Source organism: Actinomadura fibrosa (assembly GCF_900659615.1).
Classification (GTDB): Bacteria; Actinomycetota; Actinomycetes; order Streptosporangiales; family Streptosporangiaceae; genus Spirillospora; species Spirillospora fibrosa.
Genome location: NZ_CAACUY010000076.1, coordinates 19,988 through 36,848 on the forward strand (window position 1 = coordinate 19,988; position 16,861 = coordinate 36,848).

General features: G+C 73.7%; 18 protein-coding genes. 8 read left to right on the forward strand and 10 right to left on the reverse strand.

Annotation, left to right across the window (positions count from 1 at the left end):
* Positions 1–17: 17 nt before the first annotated feature.
* The gene (locus tag E1300_RS24365; RefSeq protein ID WP_131759382.1) at positions 18–341 is read left to right on the forward strand and encodes a hypothetical protein; all 324 of its coding nucleotides are present in this window, start codon (positions 18–20) and stop codon (positions 339–341) included.
* A 132-nt stretch (positions 342–473) separates the two neighbouring features.
* Here E1300_RS24365 and E1300_RS24370 read toward each other — a convergent pair whose 3' ends face one another.
* Positions 474–758, reverse strand: a complete 285-nt coding sequence (locus tag E1300_RS24370; RefSeq protein ID WP_131759383.1) for a hypothetical protein — start codon at positions 756–758, stop codon at positions 474–476.
* A gap of 197 nt (positions 759–955) precedes the next feature.
* Positions 956–2,212: an MFS transporter gene (locus E1300_RS24375; RefSeq protein WP_165502975.1), complete on the reverse strand. Its 1,257-nt coding sequence runs from the start codon at positions 2,210–2,212 to the stop codon at positions 956–958.
* A gap of 39 nt (positions 2,213–2,251) precedes the next feature.
* Here E1300_RS24375 and E1300_RS24380 point away from each other — a divergent pair, with 39 nt between their 5' ends.
* Entirely contained in the window at positions 2,252–2,752 is a 501-nt protein-coding gene (locus tag E1300_RS24380) for a MarR family winged helix-turn-helix transcriptional regulator (RefSeq protein ID WP_131759385.1), read from the forward strand.
* Between the two features lie 66 nt (positions 2,753–2,818).
* Here E1300_RS24380 and E1300_RS24385 read toward each other — a convergent pair whose 3' ends face one another.
* On the reverse strand, positions 2,819–3,037 hold the full coding sequence (locus E1300_RS24385) for a hypothetical protein (protein ID WP_131759386.1): 219 nt from the start codon (positions 3,035–3,037) through the stop codon (positions 2,819–2,821).
* A 240-nt stretch (positions 3,038–3,277) separates the two neighbouring features.
* Between E1300_RS24385 and E1300_RS24390 the strand changes: the two genes are divergently transcribed.
* The 4 genes from E1300_RS24390 to E1300_RS24405 all read left to right on the forward strand — a co-directional run bounded on the left by E1300_RS24390 (position 3,278) and on the right by E1300_RS24405 (position 5,656).
* The gene (locus tag E1300_RS24390) at positions 3,278–3,727 is read left to right on the forward strand and encodes a DUF732 domain-containing protein (RefSeq protein ID WP_131759387.1); all 450 of its coding nucleotides are present in this window, start codon (positions 3,278–3,280) and stop codon (positions 3,725–3,727) included.
* An 81-nt stretch (positions 3,728–3,808) separates the two neighbouring features.
* Positions 3,809–4,687, forward strand: coding sequence for a Gfo/Idh/MocA family protein (locus E1300_RS24395; RefSeq protein ID WP_131759388.1), 879 nt, complete (start codon positions 3,809–3,811; stop codon positions 4,685–4,687).
* Positions 4,688–4,736: 49 nt separating this feature from the next.
* On the forward strand, positions 4,737–5,138 hold the full coding sequence (locus E1300_RS24400; protein WP_207399926.1) for a rhodanese-like domain-containing protein: 402 nt from the start codon (positions 4,737–4,739) through the stop codon (positions 5,136–5,138).
* Positions 5,135–5,656, forward strand: a complete 522-nt coding sequence (locus E1300_RS24405; RefSeq protein WP_131759390.1) for an NADPH-dependent FMN reductase — start codon at positions 5,135–5,137, stop codon at positions 5,654–5,656. Before E1300_RS24400 ends, E1300_RS24405 begins: the two co-directional genes overlap by 4 nt.
* A gap of 100 nt (positions 5,657–5,756) precedes the next feature.
* Here E1300_RS24405 and E1300_RS52690 read toward each other — a convergent pair whose 3' ends face one another.
* The 3 genes from E1300_RS52690 to E1300_RS24420 all read right to left on the reverse strand — a co-directional run bounded on the left by E1300_RS52690 (position 5,757) and on the right by E1300_RS24420 (position 9,708).
* Positions 5,757–7,157, reverse strand: a complete 1,401-nt coding sequence (locus E1300_RS52690) for an RNA polymerase sigma factor (RefSeq protein WP_131759391.1) — start codon at positions 7,155–7,157, stop codon at positions 5,757–5,759.
* Between the two features lie 250 nt (positions 7,158–7,407).
* Positions 7,408–8,415 carry a cation diffusion facilitator family transporter gene (locus E1300_RS24415; RefSeq protein ID WP_131759392.1) on the reverse strand — a complete coding sequence of 336 codons (1,008 nt, stop codon included), beginning with the start codon at positions 8,413–8,415 and terminating at the stop codon, positions 7,408–7,410.
* A 48-nt stretch (positions 8,416–8,463) separates the two neighbouring features.
* A complete protein-coding gene (locus E1300_RS24420) occupies positions 8,464–9,708 on the reverse strand; it encodes an AMP-binding protein (RefSeq protein ID WP_207399927.1) in 1,245 nt (414 codons plus the stop codon).
* Positions 9,709–9,821: 113 nt separating this feature from the next.
* Between E1300_RS24420 and E1300_RS24425 the strand changes: the two genes are divergently transcribed.
* Entirely contained in the window at positions 9,822–10,721 is a 900-nt protein-coding gene (locus E1300_RS24425; protein ID WP_131759393.1) for a 1,4-dihydroxy-2-naphthoyl-CoA synthase, read from the forward strand.
* A gap of 47 nt (positions 10,722–10,768) precedes the next feature.
* On the opposite strand, the gene E1300_RS24430 is transcribed toward E1300_RS24425, so the two are convergent.
* Positions 10,769–11,818, reverse strand: coding sequence for a LacI family DNA-binding transcriptional regulator (locus tag E1300_RS24430; RefSeq protein WP_131759394.1), 1,050 nt, complete (start codon positions 11,816–11,818; stop codon positions 10,769–10,771).
* A gap of 36 nt (positions 11,819–11,854) precedes the next feature.
* On the opposite strand from E1300_RS24430, the gene E1300_RS24435 reads away from it, so the two are divergent.
* Positions 11,855–13,054, forward strand: a complete 1,200-nt coding sequence (locus E1300_RS24435; protein ID WP_242619376.1) for an MFS transporter — start codon at positions 11,855–11,857, stop codon at positions 13,052–13,054.
* Between the two features lie 16 nt (positions 13,055–13,070).
* Here E1300_RS24435 and E1300_RS24440 read toward each other — a convergent pair whose 3' ends face one another.
* The 3 genes from E1300_RS24440 to E1300_RS53485 all read right to left on the reverse strand — a co-directional run bounded on the left by E1300_RS24440 (position 13,071) and on the right by E1300_RS53485 (position 16,702).
* A complete protein-coding gene (locus tag E1300_RS24440) occupies positions 13,071–13,811 on the reverse strand; it encodes a dienelactone hydrolase family protein (RefSeq protein ID WP_131759395.1) in 741 nt (246 codons plus the stop codon).
* Positions 13,812–13,880: 69 nt separating this feature from the next.
* The gene (locus E1300_RS24445) at positions 13,881–14,570 is read right to left on the reverse strand and encodes a hypothetical protein (RefSeq protein WP_131759396.1); all 690 of its coding nucleotides are present in this window, start codon (positions 14,568–14,570) and stop codon (positions 13,881–13,883) included.
* Positions 14,571–14,686: 116 nt separating this feature from the next.
* On the reverse strand, positions 14,687–16,702 hold the full coding sequence (locus E1300_RS53485) for a cytochrome P450 (protein ID WP_165502976.1): 2,016 nt from the start codon (positions 16,700–16,702) through the stop codon (positions 14,687–14,689).
* Positions 16,703–16,861: the final 159 nt, after the last annotated feature.

Consider the following 16,861-nt stretch of genomic DNA (forward strand, 5'->3'; position numbering starts at 1 on the left):
GCTTACAGTCGCGACCTATGGCTGATGGTCATGGCGAAGGCTGGTTCGGCGTCCGATGCCTGTTCCGGGACGCCGATGCCGGGCTCTATGAAGAGCGCATCACCCTCTGGCAGGCTCGCGACCACCAGGAGGCCATCCGCCTCGCGGAGCGCGAAGCCGTTGACTACGCGGGGGCCCTTGAGGGCGTCACTTTCATCGGCCTCTCCCAATCCTTCTCGCTGGAGGCCGCTCCCGGACACGGGAGTGAAGTGTTCTCCCTGATGAGAGAAAGCGAACTCAGCGAGGACGACTACCTCACACGATTCTTCGACACCGGCTCCGAGCGCCAAGGTGAGCTCTGATTGTCGATTTCCGAAGTCGCCTGCACCGATGTCCGAAGTTCTCTGCGCACCTCCCGGCACCTTGGTCCGCGCGTCCTGGAGCGAGGTCGGGTGATGTGCTGATGGCCGGACGGGAGGCGAGCCTGGCGGCCGTCAGTCGTCGAGCCGCAGGCGGCGGCCGCGGCTGTAGAGGAACAGTGCCGCGCTGACGTCCGGCTTGTCGTCGATGTACTCCATGCCGAGTGCGCCCTCCCAGGCCACCTGAAGGGTTGGCCAGGACGGCTCAGGACCTCGAATGGAGCAGAAGAACGCGTCCTCCATCTCGCTCGTTCTGAGCACTGTCACTCGTTGGGCGAGGTGGGCGGCGAGGTCGGCGGTGATGGCGTCGATCGCCGGCCGCCACCGGCTGGTCGGCGGGTTGTCCTCGTCTTCGTTCACGCGTCACGATCAATCATCAGGAGGAGCTGGCATCGGGTTCGTCTGAGGGAGGCTCGGATCCGCCTCGCGGCTGCGGAGCCGACTCTGGGCACGGAGTGCTTCGTCCAGGTCGCGTGCCTCTCCGGGCATCAGGGGCGGCTCGACACTGAAAGGCACTGGGACGGGCGTCGCTTCCTTCAGTGGGGATCGCGCTGTCGTCATGTAGCCGGGGCTGGGACGGGTGGAGTCAGTGGGAGTTTGTTGAGGTTTGGGGGGAGGGTTCGTTCGGTGTGGAGGAGTAGGGCGGCGCCGGTCAGGACCAGTGCTGCTAGGACGGTCCACAGCTGCCAGCTTCCGGCGTCGAGCAGGAAGCCGAGCAGCATCGGCGCGATGGTGCGGCACAGGGACCAGGAGAGCTGGTAGAGCGAGAGGTAGCGTCCTCGCAGGTGGGCGGGGGCGGCCTGCACCGAGAGGCTCTGTGACGGCGCGGAGTGGACGAGTTCGCCCGCGGTGTACAGCACGGCGACCGCGAGGACGGCGATGACGGCGGCCGACCCGGTCACGGAACCGGGCAGGGCCGCGAAGGCGGCGAAGGACACCGCGAAGAGGGCCGCGCCGAGCGCCGCGCCCCGGGTGCGCCTGGCGCGGGCCGTGAGCCGCGCGACCGGGATGCCGGTGACCGCGACCAGTGCCGTGTTGACGGCGAAGACGGCTCCGGCCATGGCGTCCGGGATGCCGACGTCCCGGGTGAGGAAGACGGGCAGCGCGATCGCCTGGGCGGTGTAGCCGAAGGCGATCAGGAGGTTCGCGGCCGTGATGGACAGGTACGGACGGTCGGCGAGCACCTCCCGGTATCCGGCACGGGGCCGCGGGTCCGGGTCGATCGGTGCGCTTCCGTGGGGGCGGGCGGCCGGGATGCGGGTGACCAGGGCCGCGGCCGCGGCGAAGACGGCCGCCAGGGCCGCCGCCGCGGCGACGAAGCCGTCCGTCCCGTCGAGGGCGAGCATGCCGCCTGCCGCCAGGCTGCCGAGTCCCATGCCGCCGTTGCGGAGGCTGCGGTTCCACGCGAGCAGCCGGTCGCGTTCCGCGCCGTCGGCGATGACGGCGTGCTGGGCGGGCGGTGACGCCCACATCCCCACCGCGACGACCACGGCGACCCCGAGGAAGGCGGCATAGGACGTGGTGAACGGGTACGCGGCGAAGCCCGCCGCGCGCAGCGCCAGTGCCGCGATGAGGACCTGCCGCCCGCCGAACCGGTCGATGAGGATGCCCGTGACCGGCATGAACGCCAGCGCGCAGAGGCCCGCGACGGTGAGGCCCGCGCCGATCGAGGTCAGCGACAGCCCGGTGAGCGCGTGGACGAACAGCATCGTCAGCGGCACGTAGATGCCGTCGCCGAGGGAGGACACCAGGGCGGCGGCGACGAACGAGCGGCGGGTGCGGCGCCGGGCGCGGGAAGCGGAGTCATCTTCCATGGAAGACAGTTTACCTTCCATGGAAGATATAATGGGGTCATGCAGGGAGACGCGATCGGCGCCATCGTCGGCCAGTGGAGACGCGAGCGCCCCGACCTGGACGCCTCGCCGATGCTCGTCGTCGGGCGCCTGTTCCGGCTCACCGCGGAGCTGGACCGGCGGCTGCGCCCGCCGTTCGAGGCCGCCGGCCTGGGCAACGGCGACTTCGACGTCCTCGCGGCGCTCCGGCGCGCGGGGGAGCCCTACAGCCTGTCGGCGGGCGAGCTGAGCCGCACCGTCATGGTCACCACCGGTGCGATCACCAAGCGGGTCGACCGGCTCGAAGCGCGCGGCCTGGCCGTCAGGTCCGTCGCCGAGGGCGACTCGCGTGGACGGCTGATCACCTTGACCGCCGAGGGCGTCGCGCTGGCTGACGAGCTCATCGCCGTCCACCTGGAGAACCAGCGCCGGCTCCTCGCCGGGCTCGGCGACGAGGAGCGGGCCCGGCTCGCCGCCCTGCTCGAACGGCTCGGCGCGTCCGTGGAGGCGGACGACGGCTGATCACCGGCCGGTCGTCCGACGCGGGCGTGAGCGCCGGCTCGGCGGCCGGGCGCAGGGGAGTAGCGCTCAGGGGCTTCGGCGGGGGACGGCCTGGTACTGCTGGCCTTCCACCTGCTGGAGGTCGTCCGCGGCGACGTGCGCGGACCTGACCTTCCAGGCCTCGCCCTCCAGCACCACCCAGGCGATGTGCGCGCCCCAGGCCCCGTCGTCCGATCGCTCCCAGGCGATGAGGTACGCCGTACCCCCGGCGACGGTGGACCGCACGATCGGCGGGACGCTGGTCATGTGATCGTTTTACCCGGCCGCTCCGACGTTCCACCGCCGGATGATCGAGACGGCCCGCGCCGGGGTGCGCTGACCGATCCGCCGTCGGTGTTTCCACGGACCGAGGTCGGGACTCCGGGCGCATCCGGTCGGGACGGTGGTCCCTGTCGGTGACGGTCCGGCTACCGCAGCCTGAAGGGAGGGGACATTCCAGAGCCGCGCGCCGGGGGGCGGGGCGGGCGGCGCCCAACGGAGGGCGACATGACCAAGAACATCATCGTCGTTGCGGTGGCGGCCGTGACCTCGGCCGTCGTGGCGGGCGGGGGCGGCGCCGCGTTCGTGGCGCTGAGCTCGGAGGAGTCGAGCGCGGCGGGGGAGGCCGCGGAGTCGTCGCCGGCGGCCGAGCCGTCGGCGCCGGCCGAGCCCCGCCCGACGGTCACCGTCACCAAGAAGCCCGGGCCCGTGCGCACGACGGTGATCGTGCCGCCCCGGCAGCGGTACTACGGCTACGGCGGCGCCGACGAGCGGTTCCTCGCCGCGATCGCCGCCGACGGGATCAAGGCGCCGGACGACTGGGCGGTCGAGGCGGGCCGCGAGACCTGCGGCGCGAGCTACGACTACGCCTACAACTACCTCACGGACGGCGGCCTGTACTCCTACCACGTCCAGACGTTCCTGGACGACTGGACGTCGACGCACGGGGGCTGCTGACCGGAGGAGGGACGGGGGCCGGCCCTCCTCCAGCCCGGAGGGCCGGCCCCTCCCCACCGGATGATCGTCTAGGGTCGTCCCATGAGCGAGCGCGTGGCGGTTGGGCTGGTCGGAGCGGGTCCGTGGGCGGGCATGGTGCACGCGCCCGCGCTGGCGGCGGGGCCGTCCACGCGGTTCGCCGGGGTGTGGGCGCGGCGCCCGGAGGCGTCCGCCGAGCTGGCGGGCCGGCACGGCGCGCCGTCGTTCGCGCGGATCGAGGAGCTGTTCGACGCCTGCGAGGCCGTCGCGTTCTCGGTGCCGCCGGACGTCCAGGCCGACCTGGCCGCCCGGGCCGCCCGCGCGGGCAAGGCCGTGCTGCTGGAGAAGCCCCTCGCGATGGACCTGGACGGGGCGCGGCGGCTGGCGGGCGCGATCGCGGAGGCGGGCGTGGCCTCGCAGATGGTCTTCACCCTGCGCTACACGGAGGCCGCCCGCGCGTTCCTGGCGCGGGCGCGCGAGCTGGAGCCGTTCGGCGGCTACGGCTCGTTCGTGTCGTCCGTGCTGAGCGGCGGCCCGTTCGCCACCCCGTGGCGCCTGGAGCGGGGCGCGCTGCTCGACCTCGGCCCGCACATCGTCGACCTGCTGGACGCCTCGTTCGGCCGCGTGACCGGGGTGCGGGCGCAGGGCGACCCGCTCGGCTGGGTGGGGCTCACGCTGGAGCACGAGGGCGGCGCGATCAGCCAGGCGTCGGTGTCGATGGCGGGCGCCGGCGAGCTGCCGCCCGCCCGCGTCGAGGTGTACGGGCGGCGGGGGCACGCGCTGCTCGACTGGTCGGAGGTCGGCGACGACGCGTTCGCGACGATGATCGAGGAGTTCGCCGGGACGGTCCGCGGCGGGGGCGGCCATCCGCTGGACGCCGCGCACGGCCTGCGGATCCAGGAGGTGCTCGCCGCGGCGGAGGCGCAGCTCGCCGAGGATTGACAACAATCCAGATTGACTTGGTAGGAAATTCGGTGCCATGCTGGGGCGCATGCCTCGCACCATCGACGAGATCCTCGCCGCCGCCCGCGCCCGGCTGGAGCGCCTCGACCCCGTCCGCGCCCACGCCGAGTGGCTCGACGGCGCCGTGCTGGTCGACATCCGGCCCGCCGCGCAGCGCGCGTTCGAGGGGGAGGTCCCCGGCGCGCTCATCGTCGAGCGCAACGTCCTGGAGTGGCGCTTCGACCCCGCGTCCGACGCCCGGCTGCCGCAGGCCACCGGGCACGACGTGCGCGTGATCGTCCTCTGCTCGGAGGGCTACACCTCCAGCCTCGCCGCCGCGTCGCTGCACGACCTCGGCCTGACCCGGGCCACGGACGTGGTCGGCGGCTTCAGGGCGTGGGAGGCGGCCGGGCTGCCCTCGCTCGGCGGCGTCGCGGGGAGCCGGCGGTGAGCGTCGTCGCGGTCGTCGGGAACCCGCGCCCGCAGTCCCGCACGCACAAGGCCGCGCTCCAGGCGGCCGAGACCGTCGCCGAGCGCCTCGGGCAGGGCGCGCCCCGGCTCGTCGATCTCGCGGTGCTGGCGCCGGACCTGCTCGCCGCCGCGCCGCCGCCGGCCGTCCAGGAGGCGCTGGACGCGGTCGCGGGCGCCGACGTCCTGGTCGTGGCGAGCCCGACCTACAAGGCCACCTACACCGGCCTGCTCAAGGTGTTCCTCGACCGGCTCAAGGGCGGGGCCCTCGCGTCCGCGGTGGCGCTGCCGCTGCTGGTGATGGGCGACGCCAAGCACTCGCTGGCCGTGGAGGTGCACCTGCGCCCGCTCCTCGTGGAGCTGGGCGCGGCCGTCCCCACGCCCGGCCTGGCGCTGCTGGAGTCGCAGCTTCCCGAGCTCGACCAGGTCCTCGGCCCCTGGGCCGACCGGGTCGTGCCTCAGATCGCCGCGGCGCTGGACGAGACGGCCGCCTCCTCCTAACGCGCCTCACACGAAAGGGCCCGCCGGACCGTTGATAGGTCCGGCGGGCCCTTCGGCTCGCACCAGATGGGGCGGACGACTCGGAACGAGTCCCAGACGCCTAGACCGCGAAGTCCAGGAGCGGCCGGGCGTTGCTCGGGTGCCGCAGCTTGGACAGCGACTCCTTCTCCAGCTGGCGGATCCGCTCGCGGGTCAGGCCGAGAGCCTTGCCGATCTCGTCCAGCGTGCGGGGCGTCCCGTCGTACAGCCCGAACCGCATCGCCATGATCTTCGCCTCGCGGGGCGACAGGATGTCCAGCGTGCGGCGCAGCTGGTCGGCCATCAGCTGGCGGTCGACCAGCTCGGCGGCCTCCGGGCTGTCGGTGTCCTCGATGAGGTCGCCGATGCGGGTCTCGCCGTCCTCGCCGATCGTGGAGTCCAGGCTGATCGGCTGGCGGCTGGTGCGCAGCAGCTCGCGGATCTGCTCGGGGCTCTTGTCGAGCTCGACGGCGAGCTCCTCCGGGGTGGGCTCGCGGCCCAGCCGCTGGTGCATGTCCCGCTCGACGCGGCTGAGCTTGCTCAGCATCTCCAGGACGTGGACGGGCAGCCGGATCGTGCGGGCCGAGTCGGCGAAGCCGCGCTGGATGGCCTGGCGGATCCACCACATCGCGTAGGTGGAGAACTTGTAGCCCTTGGAGTAGTCGAACTTCTCCACGGCGCGGATCAGGCCGAGGTTGCCCTCCTGGACGACGTCCAGCAGGGACAGGCCGCGGTCGGAGTACTTCTTGGCGACCGACACCACGAGGCGGAGGTTGGCCTCCAGCATGTGGGCCTTGGCGCGGCGCCCGTCGGCGGCGACCCACTCCAGGTCGGCGCGCAGGCGGGGGCTCAGCTCCTCGGTCTCCAGCTTGTGCTCGGCGTAGAGGCCCGCCTCGATGCGCTTGGCGAGGTCGACCTCCTGCTCGGCGGTGAGGAGCTGGCGGCGGCCGATCGCCTTGAGGTAGGTGTGGACGGAGTCGCCCATGGTGGTGGACTGGTCGTCCAGGTCGGCCGGGGAGTCGGCGGCCTCGACCTCGGTGACCTCGAACGCCTCCTCGTCGGCCGGGGCGTCGGCGGGGGAGTCGGCTGGAGAGCTGCCGTCCGTGCTTTCGGGCGTGCCCTTGCCGGCGGACCGGGCCGTGCTCTTGGCGGTGCCCTTGGCCGTGGTCTTCTTGGCGGTCCGCTTCTTCGCGGTGGTCCCGGCGGCGGTGGGGGTCGCCTCGCCGCCCGCGTGCTCGGCGGCGGCGTTCGCGGCCGCGCCGGTCCGGCGCCGGGCGTCGCCCTCGCCGGCCAGGCTGATGCCGGCCTCGGAGAGCTCGCGGAGGATGGAGCGGCCCTGGGCCGGGCTGATCCCGGCGGCCTCGAAGGCTCCCCTCACCTCGTCGAGCGAGAGGCGCCCTTGGGTGCGGCCGCGCTGGAGAAGCTCGTCGAGTGCGGGGCTCGTCGGCTCCCTGAGCGGGGTCTCTGCGGCGGTTCGCGGCATGGGGGCGCCCCCTCCCTTCAGGTGGTGTGGATGCGGCGCGGAGTTTCGTCCTCTGGTGGCGCGCACTTACGGGAACGTCGTGAGACGGGTCCGTTGTTCCCGATGCCCCAGATCAGCCGTCCCTCCGGCGGACCGCGGAGGAACGGTCCAGGCGGGCATGGTGCCCAGGGAAGGTGATTTCACACCGTTTATCTGGTTCAGTACCGACCTCGCTGCGTAAAGGTCCTGAGCCAGGGGGACGTGACGCAATTCACGCCTGCCCGGGCCCTCGCGGACGCAGGGTCCGACCATAGCGGGCGATCACGCGTTCGCGCAGCTCAGGGTCGTCCCGCGGCACCGGTTCGAGGAAGACCTCGTCGATCTCCTCGTGCGCCTCCCGCAATTCGCGCGACATGCGGACGCAGGCGCGCTCGACGTCCCCGGCGGTGAGCGTGTCGCGGAAGTCGAGGCGGGCGCAGACCAGAATCCGGTCGGCGCCGAACGTGAGGGTGAGGATGTCGACGAGCTGCTCGATCTCGTCGGCCGCGCCCAGCCGCTCGCGGACGTCGGCGACGATGCGGGGGTCGGCCTGCGCGCCGGTCAGCAGGTTCAGGTTGATGCGGCCGAGGATCAGCGCGACGGCGGTCAGCAGCACGCCGATCAGGACGGAGCCGACGCCGTCCCAGGCGGCGGAGCCGGTGAGCTGGTGCAGGCCGAGCCCGGCGAACGCCAGCAGGAGGCCGATGAGGGCGGCGGAGTCCTCCAGCAGGACGCTGATGGCGGTGGGCTCGTCGGTGCGGCGGATGTAGGTGAGCAGCGGCAGGTTCTCGGCGCGGGCGGCGTCGCGGACCTGGCGGACGGCCTGCCGCCAGGAGATCCCCTCCAGGACGAAGGAGACGGCGAGGACGGCGTAGCCGACGAGCGGGCCGGCCTCGGCGCCGTGGTGGCCGAGGAGGGTCTCGATGCCCTGGTAGAAGGCGAACAGGGCGCCCATGCCGAAGATGGCGACGGCGACGAGGAGCGTCCAGATGTAGCGCTCCATGCCGTGCCCGAGGGGGTGCCGGCGGTCGGCGGGCCGGCCGCTGCGGCGCAGCCCGACCAGCAGCAGCACCTCGTTGAAGGTGTCGGCGACCGAGTGCGCGGCCTCGGCGGCCAGCGACGCCGAGCCGGTGATCACCGCCGCGATGATCTTGGCGATGGCGATGCCGAGGTTGGCGGCGAACGCGAGCACGACCGTGAGGGCGCTCTCGTTCGCGTGTCCGTTCCCTTCTGCGGCCATGATCGTCGTCTTTCCCGGTCGCGGGCCCGCCATGCGCGGACGGTGCGGTCAGGGGGCGCGGTGGGCCTCGGCGGACGCGTCGCGGCCGGGGGCGGGGGCGTCGCCGGTTGGGCTGCCGGCGGCGCGGAGGCGGGCCCGGTCCGGCTTTCCGGACGGGAGGAGCGGGATCGCCTCGACCAGTTCCAGTTCGTGGGGGGCCGCGTAGGCGGGCATGGTCTCGCGGACGAACGCGCGGAGTTCGGGCAGGCGCGGGGCTTCGGTGGAGCCGGGGGCGGGGACGACGACGGCGGTGACGCGTTCGCCCCATTCGGGGTCGGGGCGGCCGACCACGACGACGTCACGGATGCGGGGGTGGCGGGCCAGGGCCGCGGCGACCTCGCCCGCGACGACCTTCTCGCCGCCGGTGTTGATGACGTCGTCGATCCGGCCGCGGACGCGCAGCCGTCCGCCGTCGAGGGCGCCGAGGTCCTGGGTGAGGAACCAGTCGCCGTCGCGGGTCGCGGCGGTGAGGTCGGGCCGGAGCCGGTAGCCGGTGAAGAGGGAGCCGCCGGCGAGGCGGATCCGTCCGTCGGGGTCGAGGGCGGCGCGCATGCCGTCCAGCGGGACACCGTCGTAGACGCAGCCGCCGCTGGTTTCGCTCATGCCGTAGGTGGTGTGGACGCGGGCGCCGCGGGCGCGGGCCTCGGCGAGGAGGCCGGGCGGGGCGGGGGCGCCGCCGAGGATGACGGCGCCGATGCGGGACAGGTCGGTGCCCGTGTCGAGGAGGCGGCGGAGCTGGGTGGGGACGAGGGCGATGTGCAGGCCGGGGGAGGCGGTGAGGGCGGCGTCGACGGCGGTGGTGTCGAAGCGGGGGTGGATGATCGGGTCGGTGCCCGCGACGAGGGAGCGGACGAGGACCTGGATGCCGGAGATGTGGCTGGTGGGGACGCAGCACAGCCATCGGTCGGCGGGGGCGGCGCCGATGCGGGCGAGGGTGCCGGCGGCGGAGTGCCGCAGGGCCGCGCTGGACAGTTCGACGAACTTGGGGGTGCCGGTGGAGCCGGAGGTGGCGATCAGTACGGCGGTGTCGTCGGCCACGGGGACGGGTTCGGGCGTCCGGGACGGGTGGCGGGTGCCGTCGGCGGTCTCGACGGCGTGCGGGGCGAGGGCGGCGAGGAGGTCGCGGAGGGCGGGTTCGGGCAGGTCGGGGGAGAGGGGGCAGATGGCGGGGCCGCTGCCGTCGAGGGCGGCCGCGAGGGCGTCCCGGAGGCGGGGGCCGGGCGGGAGCACGACGGCGTGCAGGCGGCGTTCCATGATCTCATCAGGGTAGACGACCCCGCTGAACGCGTTCAAACGGCGGGGCGGTTGAATGGGGCACGGTCCGCCGCGACGCCCGGCGGAGGCGGCCGCCGACAGGAGAGGAAGACATGGTCTCGGAGCTGTTCGACGCGGACGCGTGGAAAGAGGTCGAGGGGTTCGGTTTCACCGACATCACCTATCACCGTGCCGTGGACCACGGGACGGTGCGGGTGGCGTTCAACCGCCCGGAGGTGCGCAACGCGTTCCGTCCTCACACGGTGGACGAGCTGTATCGGGCGCTGGACCACGCGCGGCTGTCGAGTGACATCGGGTGCGTGCTGCTGACGGGGAACGGGCCGTCGCCGAGGGACGGGGGCTGGGCGTTCTGCTCCGGCGGCGACCAGCGGATCCGGGGCAAGGACGGGTACCGGTACGCCGAGGGGGAGACGTCGGAGACGATCGATCCGGCCCGTGCGGGGCGGCTGCACATCCTGGAGGTGCAGCGGCTGCTCCGGTTCATGGGCAAGGTGGTGATCTGCGTGGTGCCGGGGTGGGCCGCCGGTGGCGGGCACAGCCTGCACGTGGTGTGCGACCTGACGCTCGCGAGCCGCGAGCACGCGCGGTTCAAGCAGACCGACGCGGACGTGGCGAGCTTCGACGGCGGTTTCGGGTCGGCGTACCTGGCGCGGCAGGTGGGGCAGAAGTTCGCGCGGGAGATCTTCTTCCTGGGCGACACCTACGATGCCGAGGCGGCGCACCGGATGGGCATGGTGAACGCGGTGGTGCCGCACGCGGAGCTGGAGGCGACGGCGCTGGAGTGGGCGCGGAAGGTCAACGGGAAGAGCCCGACGGCGCAGCGGATGCTGAAGTACGCGTTCAACCTGGTGGACGACGGTCTGGTCGGGCAGCAGGTGTTCGCGGGGGAGGCGACGCGGCTGGCCTACGGCACCGAGGAGGCCGCCGAGGGCCGTGACTCGTTCCTGGAGAAGCGCGACCCCGACTGGTCGGGCTATCCGTGGTACTCCTGACCGCCTGGTGATCTGACCGCGCCCCCCGCGTCCGCCGGGGGGCGCGGTCAGGGGCGCGTGCTGCCGCGGCGGACGAGGGACCAGGCCGCGGTCTCGGGGGCGGGTTCGCGACCGAGTGCGGCGTGGGCGCAGGCCGCGCCCTGGTCGCGCAGTGACTGGGCGACGGTGGTGAGGTCGAGCCGTGCGGCCTCGTCCGCGTCGTCCCAGCCGGTCACGGCGACGTCGTCGGGGACGGTCCGTCCGGCGGCGCGGACGGCGCGGAGGACGCCGGCGGCCTGCCGGTCGCTCATCGCGGCGATGGCGTCGGGGGGTTCGGGGGAGGCGAGGAGGGCCGCCGCGGCCTGTTCGGCCTCGGCGGCGTCGTTGCGGGCGCATACCGCGACGGGGATGTCGTGCCAGGCGAGGCCGGCGTCCTCGGCGGCCTGCCGGTAGCCGTCCAGCCGTTCGCGCGTGACGGGGAACCGGACGTCGGTGATGCCGGTGCCGCGGGTGATCGTGCTGACGCGGTCGCGGGCGAGGGGGAAGCTCACGACGGCCGGGCGCCGGGCGCCGGTGAACGCGGCTGCGCCCACCGCGCGGGCGGCGGCGCGGTTGTCGATGCTGACGAGGGCGGTTCCTGGGAGGGCCGGTCCGCCGTGGACGGCGGCGGGGCGGCGTGTCGCCCGGACGGCCGCGAGGACCGGGTCGTCGTCGGAGGTCGTCCAGACGACGAAGCCGTCGACGGCGGCGTCGGTGACGCGCGGGACGTCGTCGGCGGCGCCGGTGATCGGCAGGATGGTCATGCCGTAGCCGCGGCCGGCGCAGACGTCGGCGATCCCGGCCAGGAAGGACGCGGCCTGGGGGTCCTCGAAGGCGTAGCTGAGGTGCTCGCCGAGGACCACGCCGAGCGTGCGGGTGCTGCCGCGGCGCAGGGACCGGGCGCTGGGGTCGGGTCCGGCGTAGCCGAGCCGGGCGGCCGCCGCGAGCACCTTGGCGCGGGCCTCGTCGGACACGCGGTCGGGCCGGTTGTAGGTGTAGGAGGCGGTCATGACCGAGACGCCGGCCAGTTCGGCCACCCGTGCGAGCGTCACCCGCCTCGCGTTCGCGGACGCGTCCATGGTGCCCACCCTAGTGGCTTGTGTATCGTTACACAGGTGACTGCGCCAGCCCCCGGTGCGCCGCGCCGGATGATGTTCTCGGCCTTCGTGGCGTTCGCAGCGTTCGGCGCGTTCTGGGGTGTGTGGGGCGGCTCGGTGCCCCGGGTGCAGCAGCAGGCCGGGGTCGGCGACGGGCGGCTCGGTGTCGCGCTGCTGTTCGTGGGCGCCGGGGCGCTGCCCGCGATGCCGCTGGCGGGCCGGGCCCTGGACCGGTGGGGGCCGGCGGTCGCGGCGGCGGTCATCGCCGCCCTCGGCGTCGCGGGCACGGCGCTGGCGCTGACCGCGATGGGAACGGTGAGCCTGTGCGCGGGGCTGGCGTGCGTCGGAGCCGCCAGCGGCGCGGCGGACGTGGCGATGAACGCGGTCGCGGGACGGGCCGAGACCGCCGCCGGGCGGCCCGTGATCACCCGCGCCCACGGCGTCTTCTCCAGCCTGGTGGTGCTCGCGAGCCTCGCCACGGGTTTGGCGTCGGCCGCGTCGCTGCCGCTCGCGCTCCCGTTCGCGGTGGTCGCCGTCCTCTGCCTGACGGCCGGCGCCCTGCTCCTGGCCGCCCTCCCGAGGGAACCGGCGGCGGACACGGCGGCGCGCCTGGCGGATCAGGCGGCGGCGTCGACGGTGAAGGCGGCGGATGAGGCCGGGGGGCGGGGGATCGTGCCGTTGCTGCTCGTCGGGGTGCTGGGCGCGCTGGCGTTCGCCAGCGAGAACGCGCACCAGAGCTGGAGCGCGGTGTTCGCCCACGACGCGCTCGGCTCGGGGACGGGCCTGAGCGCCGTCGCGCCCGCCGTGTTCGCGGGCACGGTCGCGGTCACGCGGTTCTCCGTCGGCGGCCTGGCCTCCGCCCGTGCCCGCGCCGTCCTGCTGTCCGGCGCGTCGGCCGCCGCGGCGGGCGCGGTCCTGATCGCGGCCGCGCCGACCCTGGCGATCGCCGGGCTGGGCCTCGCGGCGGCCGCCGCCGGGACGGCGGTGCTGTTCCCGACCCTGCTCGGGATCGTCTCGCGGAACGTCGAGGAGTCCGGTCGCGGCCGGGCGACCTCGGTCGTCACGACCGTGTCCTACCTCGGGTTCCTCGCCGGTCCCGTGTACGTCGGGTTGTGGGCCGACGCCGTGGGGCTGCGCGGGGCGATGGTCGCGGTCGCGGCGCTCGGCGCCTGCCTGCTCGCGCTGACCCCGCCGTTGCTGCGCCTCAGCCGCCTGTAGCGGAACGGGTCGGGCGTCAGCGGAGGCGGGCGGCGTAGAACGCCTCGATCGCCTGCCAGTGCCGGGCCTCGGCGTCCGCGTCGTGGGTCGGGTTGTCGGGCACGGCGAACCCGTGGCGGGCGTCGTAGAACTCGACGGTGTGCTCGACCCCGGCGCCGGTCAGCGCGGCCTCCAGCGCTTCGGCCTGTTCGGGGCCGAACGAGCCGTCGTCCTTCGCGGCGGCGACGTAGACCGCGGCGGTGATGCGGTCCGCCGCGCGGTGGGGGCTGGACGGGTCGTCGGCGACGCCGAGCCGCCCGCCGTGGACCGACACGGCGGCGGCGACCTTCGTCCCGAGCCCGCCCGCGGCGATGAGCGACATGCGGCCGCCGAGGCAGTACCCGATGGTGCCGACCGCGGTGCCGGCGACCTCGGGACGCGCCAGCAGGGCGTCGGCGTAGGCATCCGAATCGGCGACGACCCGGTCGTTGGTGAGCTCCCGGGTGAGGGTGGCCAGGCGGGCCCGTTCGCCTTCGTCGGTGAACAGGGTGGCGGCGTCGAACGGCGTCCAGTCGCCGGCGCGGTAGTAGACGTCCGGGAGCAGGACGGCGTAACCGGAGTCCGCGAGGCGGTCGGCCATGCGGCGGAACGTCTCGCGCACCCCTCCGGCGTCGGGGAACATCACCACGCCCGGCCACGGGCCGCTGCCACCGGGGACGTGCAGGGACGCCTCGCACCGGCCGTCGGGCGTAGGGACCTGGACGTTCGGACGTGCCATGGCGCCGTCTCCGCGGACTCGTCACCGATGATCGCCGGAGCGTACCACCGCATTCCCCCGAGGCGGTGGTCAGTGTTCGCTGAACGCCGCTGCCACCTTGCGGACTCTGTCGCTTTCCAGGAAGGCGAGGGCTTCGGGTCGTCCGCCGCTTTCCCAGTGGTCGCAGAGAGTCAGGTAGAAGCCGAGTCGTTCGTCCGAATCACGCGAGCGGAGAAAGGCGGCGACGTCGTCGAGGACTTCCCGAGGGTCTCCGGTGTCCAGCAGAACACGCCAGCCAGGAGTCATGAGCCAATAGTGCGGGGGCCGCCGTCGCTCAAGCGGACGCGTCAGGGATTTCTCGGCCGCCGAGGCGAACCGTTCGACCGTCCACCGGTCGAGCTCGGCCAGCGCCGCGTCATGGACGAACGTCGCCAGATCCTGCGCCGCGGAGTCGTCACGCAGATCCACCCGCATCGGGCCCCCGCGGACCGCGTCCATGGTCAAGCCGAACGACAGGGCCCAGGAGAAGGTCGGCTGCACCAGAGGTTCGACGCCGGCGATGAAGCGGCCCCTCTCTGAGAAGGCACTGCGATCGAAACCGATCCAGGTAGCCGTCCACTCAACCGGCTCCCGGACGAGTACCCGGTGCCAGCCATGGCCGCGAAGCCGCCACGTCCCCGGCAGGGTGGGCGCTAATTCCAGGGCTAATTCCTGCCATCGCCGTTGGAGCAGCTCGTTGTCGAAGATACCGAACTCGTCGAGGTCCACATCGTCGCTCATCACGCAATGATCGCAGATTCGCCGACGAACCACCGGCTATACGCAGTCATCACCCGCCTCAGGAAGTGCGGTAGTGCGGGTGCGCAACGCTTTGGCCCTCGAAGACCTCCGGGCGTTTACCAGCGAACGGGTAGGCGCCTTGGGCCGGTTACGAAGGTGGCTTCGCGCCAGGGGATCTCTTCCGGTGGCACGGCGAGTTCCAAGCGCGGGAACTCGGTGAGCAGGACGGTCAGCGCGGTCTGCACCTCCAGGCGGGCGAGTCCGGCGCCCAGGCAGAAGTGGGCGCCGTGCCCGAAGGTCAGGTGCGCGGCGCCGTCGCGGGCGGGGTCGAACTCGGCGGGTGCGGGGAAGGCCTCGGGGTCGCGGTTGGCCTGCGCGAGCAGCGGCAGCACCGTCTCGCCCCGCTCGACGCGTCCCGAGGGGAGGTCGACGTCCTCCAGCGCCACGCGCGGCATGCCGTACTGGGCGGGGGTGGCGTGCCGCAGCGTCTCCTCGACCAGCGGGTCGGGCGCCGTGTAGTCGCCGGACGCGGCGGCGTCCGCGGCGAGGCGGCCGTAGAGGCCGCCGGTGACCAGGGTGTGGACGGCGGTGGCGATGAGGTTCGCGGTGGTCTCGTGGCCCGCGGTGATGAGGTTGATGACCAGGCTCACCAGCTCGGCCTCGGTCAGGACGTCGTCGCCGTCGTGCGCGGCGATCAGCTCGTCCAGCAGCGCCTCGCCGGGGGTGCGGCGGCGCTCGGCGATCAGCGCGCGGACGTAGTCGCGGAACTCCCGGCTCGCCCTGGCCCGCTCGTCGGCGACGGCGTTGGACATGCTGAGCGTGGCCTCGGCCCAGTCCCGGAAGCGGTCCCGGTCGGCCTCGGGGACGCCCAGCAGCTCGCAGATCACCCGGACGGGCAGGGGGAAAACGAAGACCTGGACCAGGTCGGCGGGGGCGCCGTGCCCGGCCATCTCCGCCGCGAGCCGCCGGGTGATCTCGGTGACGCGCGGGCGCCAGGCCGCCACCTGGCGGGGCGCGAACGCGCCGGCCACGATGCGCCGGAGGCGGGTGTGCCGCGGCGGGTCCATGTTCAGCAGCGAGTCGCGGTCGTCGTTGATGTCGTCGCCGCGGACCATCCGGGCGCCGGTGCCGCGCCGCAGGTCCCGGCTGAACCGGGCGTCGGTGAGCATCTGCCGCACGTCGGCGTGGCGGTTGGACGTCCGCATCCGCTGGCCGCTCGGCAGGACGATCTCGGACAGCCCCGCCCGCGCGGTGTCCTCGGTCTCCTCGGTCGTCACCGGGCGTTCCCTCCCGTCGGTCCGGCCGGTGCCGCGGGGTGCGGCGTCCTTGCGGGCGACGCCGCACAGGTAGTACTCGCCGCCCGGTCCGATCGGGGCGGTGTCGGCGTCGGGCCGCCATTCGTCCAGGTAGACGAGCCCGGGGTCGAGCAGGGTGCAGCCGTCGAAGAAGCGGAGCAGCTGGTCGCGGCCGCGGTGGGTCATGCCGGTGCTGGCCGCGTCGTAGACGGCGGTGGAGCTGGCGGTGAGGTCGTCGTCGCCGGTGATGTGCGAGACCACCACGTGGCTGCCCGGCGCGAGGGCGTCCAGCAGCGTCGCGACCGCCTCGTGGGGGCCCTCCTCGTCGGTCAGGCAGTGCAGCACCGACAGCAGCATCAGCCCGACGGGCCGGTCGAAGTCGAGGGCCTGCCGGATCGCGGGGTCGTCCAGGATCGCCCGGGGGTCGCGCAGGTCGTGCTCCAGCACCAGCGCGCCGCCGACCCCGCTGATCAGCGCGCGGCCGTGCGCGGCGACGACCGGGTCGTTGTCCACGTAGACGACCCGGGCGCCGGGGGCCAGCGCGTGCGCGACCTCGTGCACGTTGTTCCGCGTCGGCAGGCCCGTGCCGATGTCGAGGAACTGGCGGACGCCGGCCTCGACCAGGCAGCGGGTGGCCCGCCGCAGGAACGCGCGGTTGGCGTGCGCCAGCCGGGGCGTGAACGGGGCGATGCGCAGGATCTCCGCGGCGGCGTCGCGGTCGGCCTGGTAGTTGTCCTTGCCGCCGAGGTAGTAGTCGTACATCCGCGCGACGTTCGGCGTCCGCAGGTCGATGGTGCGTGGCGTCCAGCCGTCCGCGGTGTCGACATGGCCGTCCATGGATCGCTCTGCACCCCGTTCGCCGGCACGGTTGGACGCGTGTCCGCCCACGGTACCCCGCGCGTGATCGCCCGGCTGCCTGAAACGTTCCTTTTGTGCAACGGCGCGTGCGGCGCGCCCCGCGGCGGCGCGCGGTCAGCGGCGGCGCGCGGTCAGCGG

Bases quoted from the DNA above. Each gene is read 5' to 3' on its own strand.
- E1300_RS24440 (WP_131759395.1), bottom strand. From the start codon at position 13,811: ATGGCACGTCCGAACGTCCAGGTCCCTACGCCCGACGGCCGGTGCGAG.
- E1300_RS24425 (WP_131759393.1), top strand. From the start codon at position 9,822: ATGGTCTCGGAGCTGTTCGACGCGGACGCGTGGAAAGAGGTCGAGGGG.
- E1300_RS24365 (WP_131759382.1), top strand. From the start codon at position 18: ATGGCTGATGGTCATGGCGAAGGCTGGTTCGGCGTCCGATGCCTGTTC.
- E1300_RS24390 (WP_131759387.1), top strand. From the start codon at position 3,278: ATGACCAAGAACATCATCGTCGTTGCGGTGGCGGCCGTGACCTCGGCC.
- E1300_RS24430 (WP_131759394.1), bottom strand. From the start codon at position 11,818: ATGGACGCGTCCGCGAACGCGAGGCGGGTGACGCTCGCACGGGTGGCC.
- E1300_RS24445 (WP_131759396.1), bottom strand. From the start codon at position 14,570: ATGAGCGACGATGTGGACCTCGACGAGTTCGGTATCTTCGACAACGAG.
- E1300_RS24415 (WP_131759392.1), bottom strand. From the start codon at position 8,415: ATGGCCGCAGAAGGGAACGGACACGCGAACGAGAGCGCCCTCACGGTC.
- E1300_RS52690 (WP_131759391.1), bottom strand. From the start codon at position 7,157: ATGCCGCGAACCGCCGCAGAGACCCCGCTCAGGGAGCCGACGAGCCCC.
- E1300_RS24375 (WP_165502975.1), bottom strand. From the start codon at position 2,212: ATGGAAGATGACTCCGCTTCCCGCGCCCGGCGCCGCACCCGCCGCTCG.
- E1300_RS24380 (WP_131759385.1), top strand. From the start codon at position 2,252: ATGCAGGGAGACGCGATCGGCGCCATCGTCGGCCAGTGGAGACGCGAG.
- E1300_RS24385 (WP_131759386.1), bottom strand. From the start codon at position 3,037: ATGACCAGCGTCCCGCCGATCGTGCGGTCCACCGTCGCCGGGGGTACG.
- E1300_RS24420 (WP_207399927.1), bottom strand. From the start codon at position 9,708: ATGGAACGCCGCCTGCACGCCGTCGTGCTCCCGCCCGGCCCCCGCCTC.
- E1300_RS24400 (WP_207399926.1), top strand. From the start codon at position 4,737: ATGCCTCGCACCATCGACGAGATCCTCGCCGCCGCCCGCGCCCGGCTG.
- E1300_RS53485 (WP_165502976.1), bottom strand. From the start codon at position 16,702: ATGGACGGCCATGTCGACACCGCGGACGGCTGGACGCCACGCACCATC.
- E1300_RS24395 (WP_131759388.1), top strand. From the start codon at position 3,809: ATGAGCGAGCGCGTGGCGGTTGGGCTGGTCGGAGCGGGTCCGTGGGCG.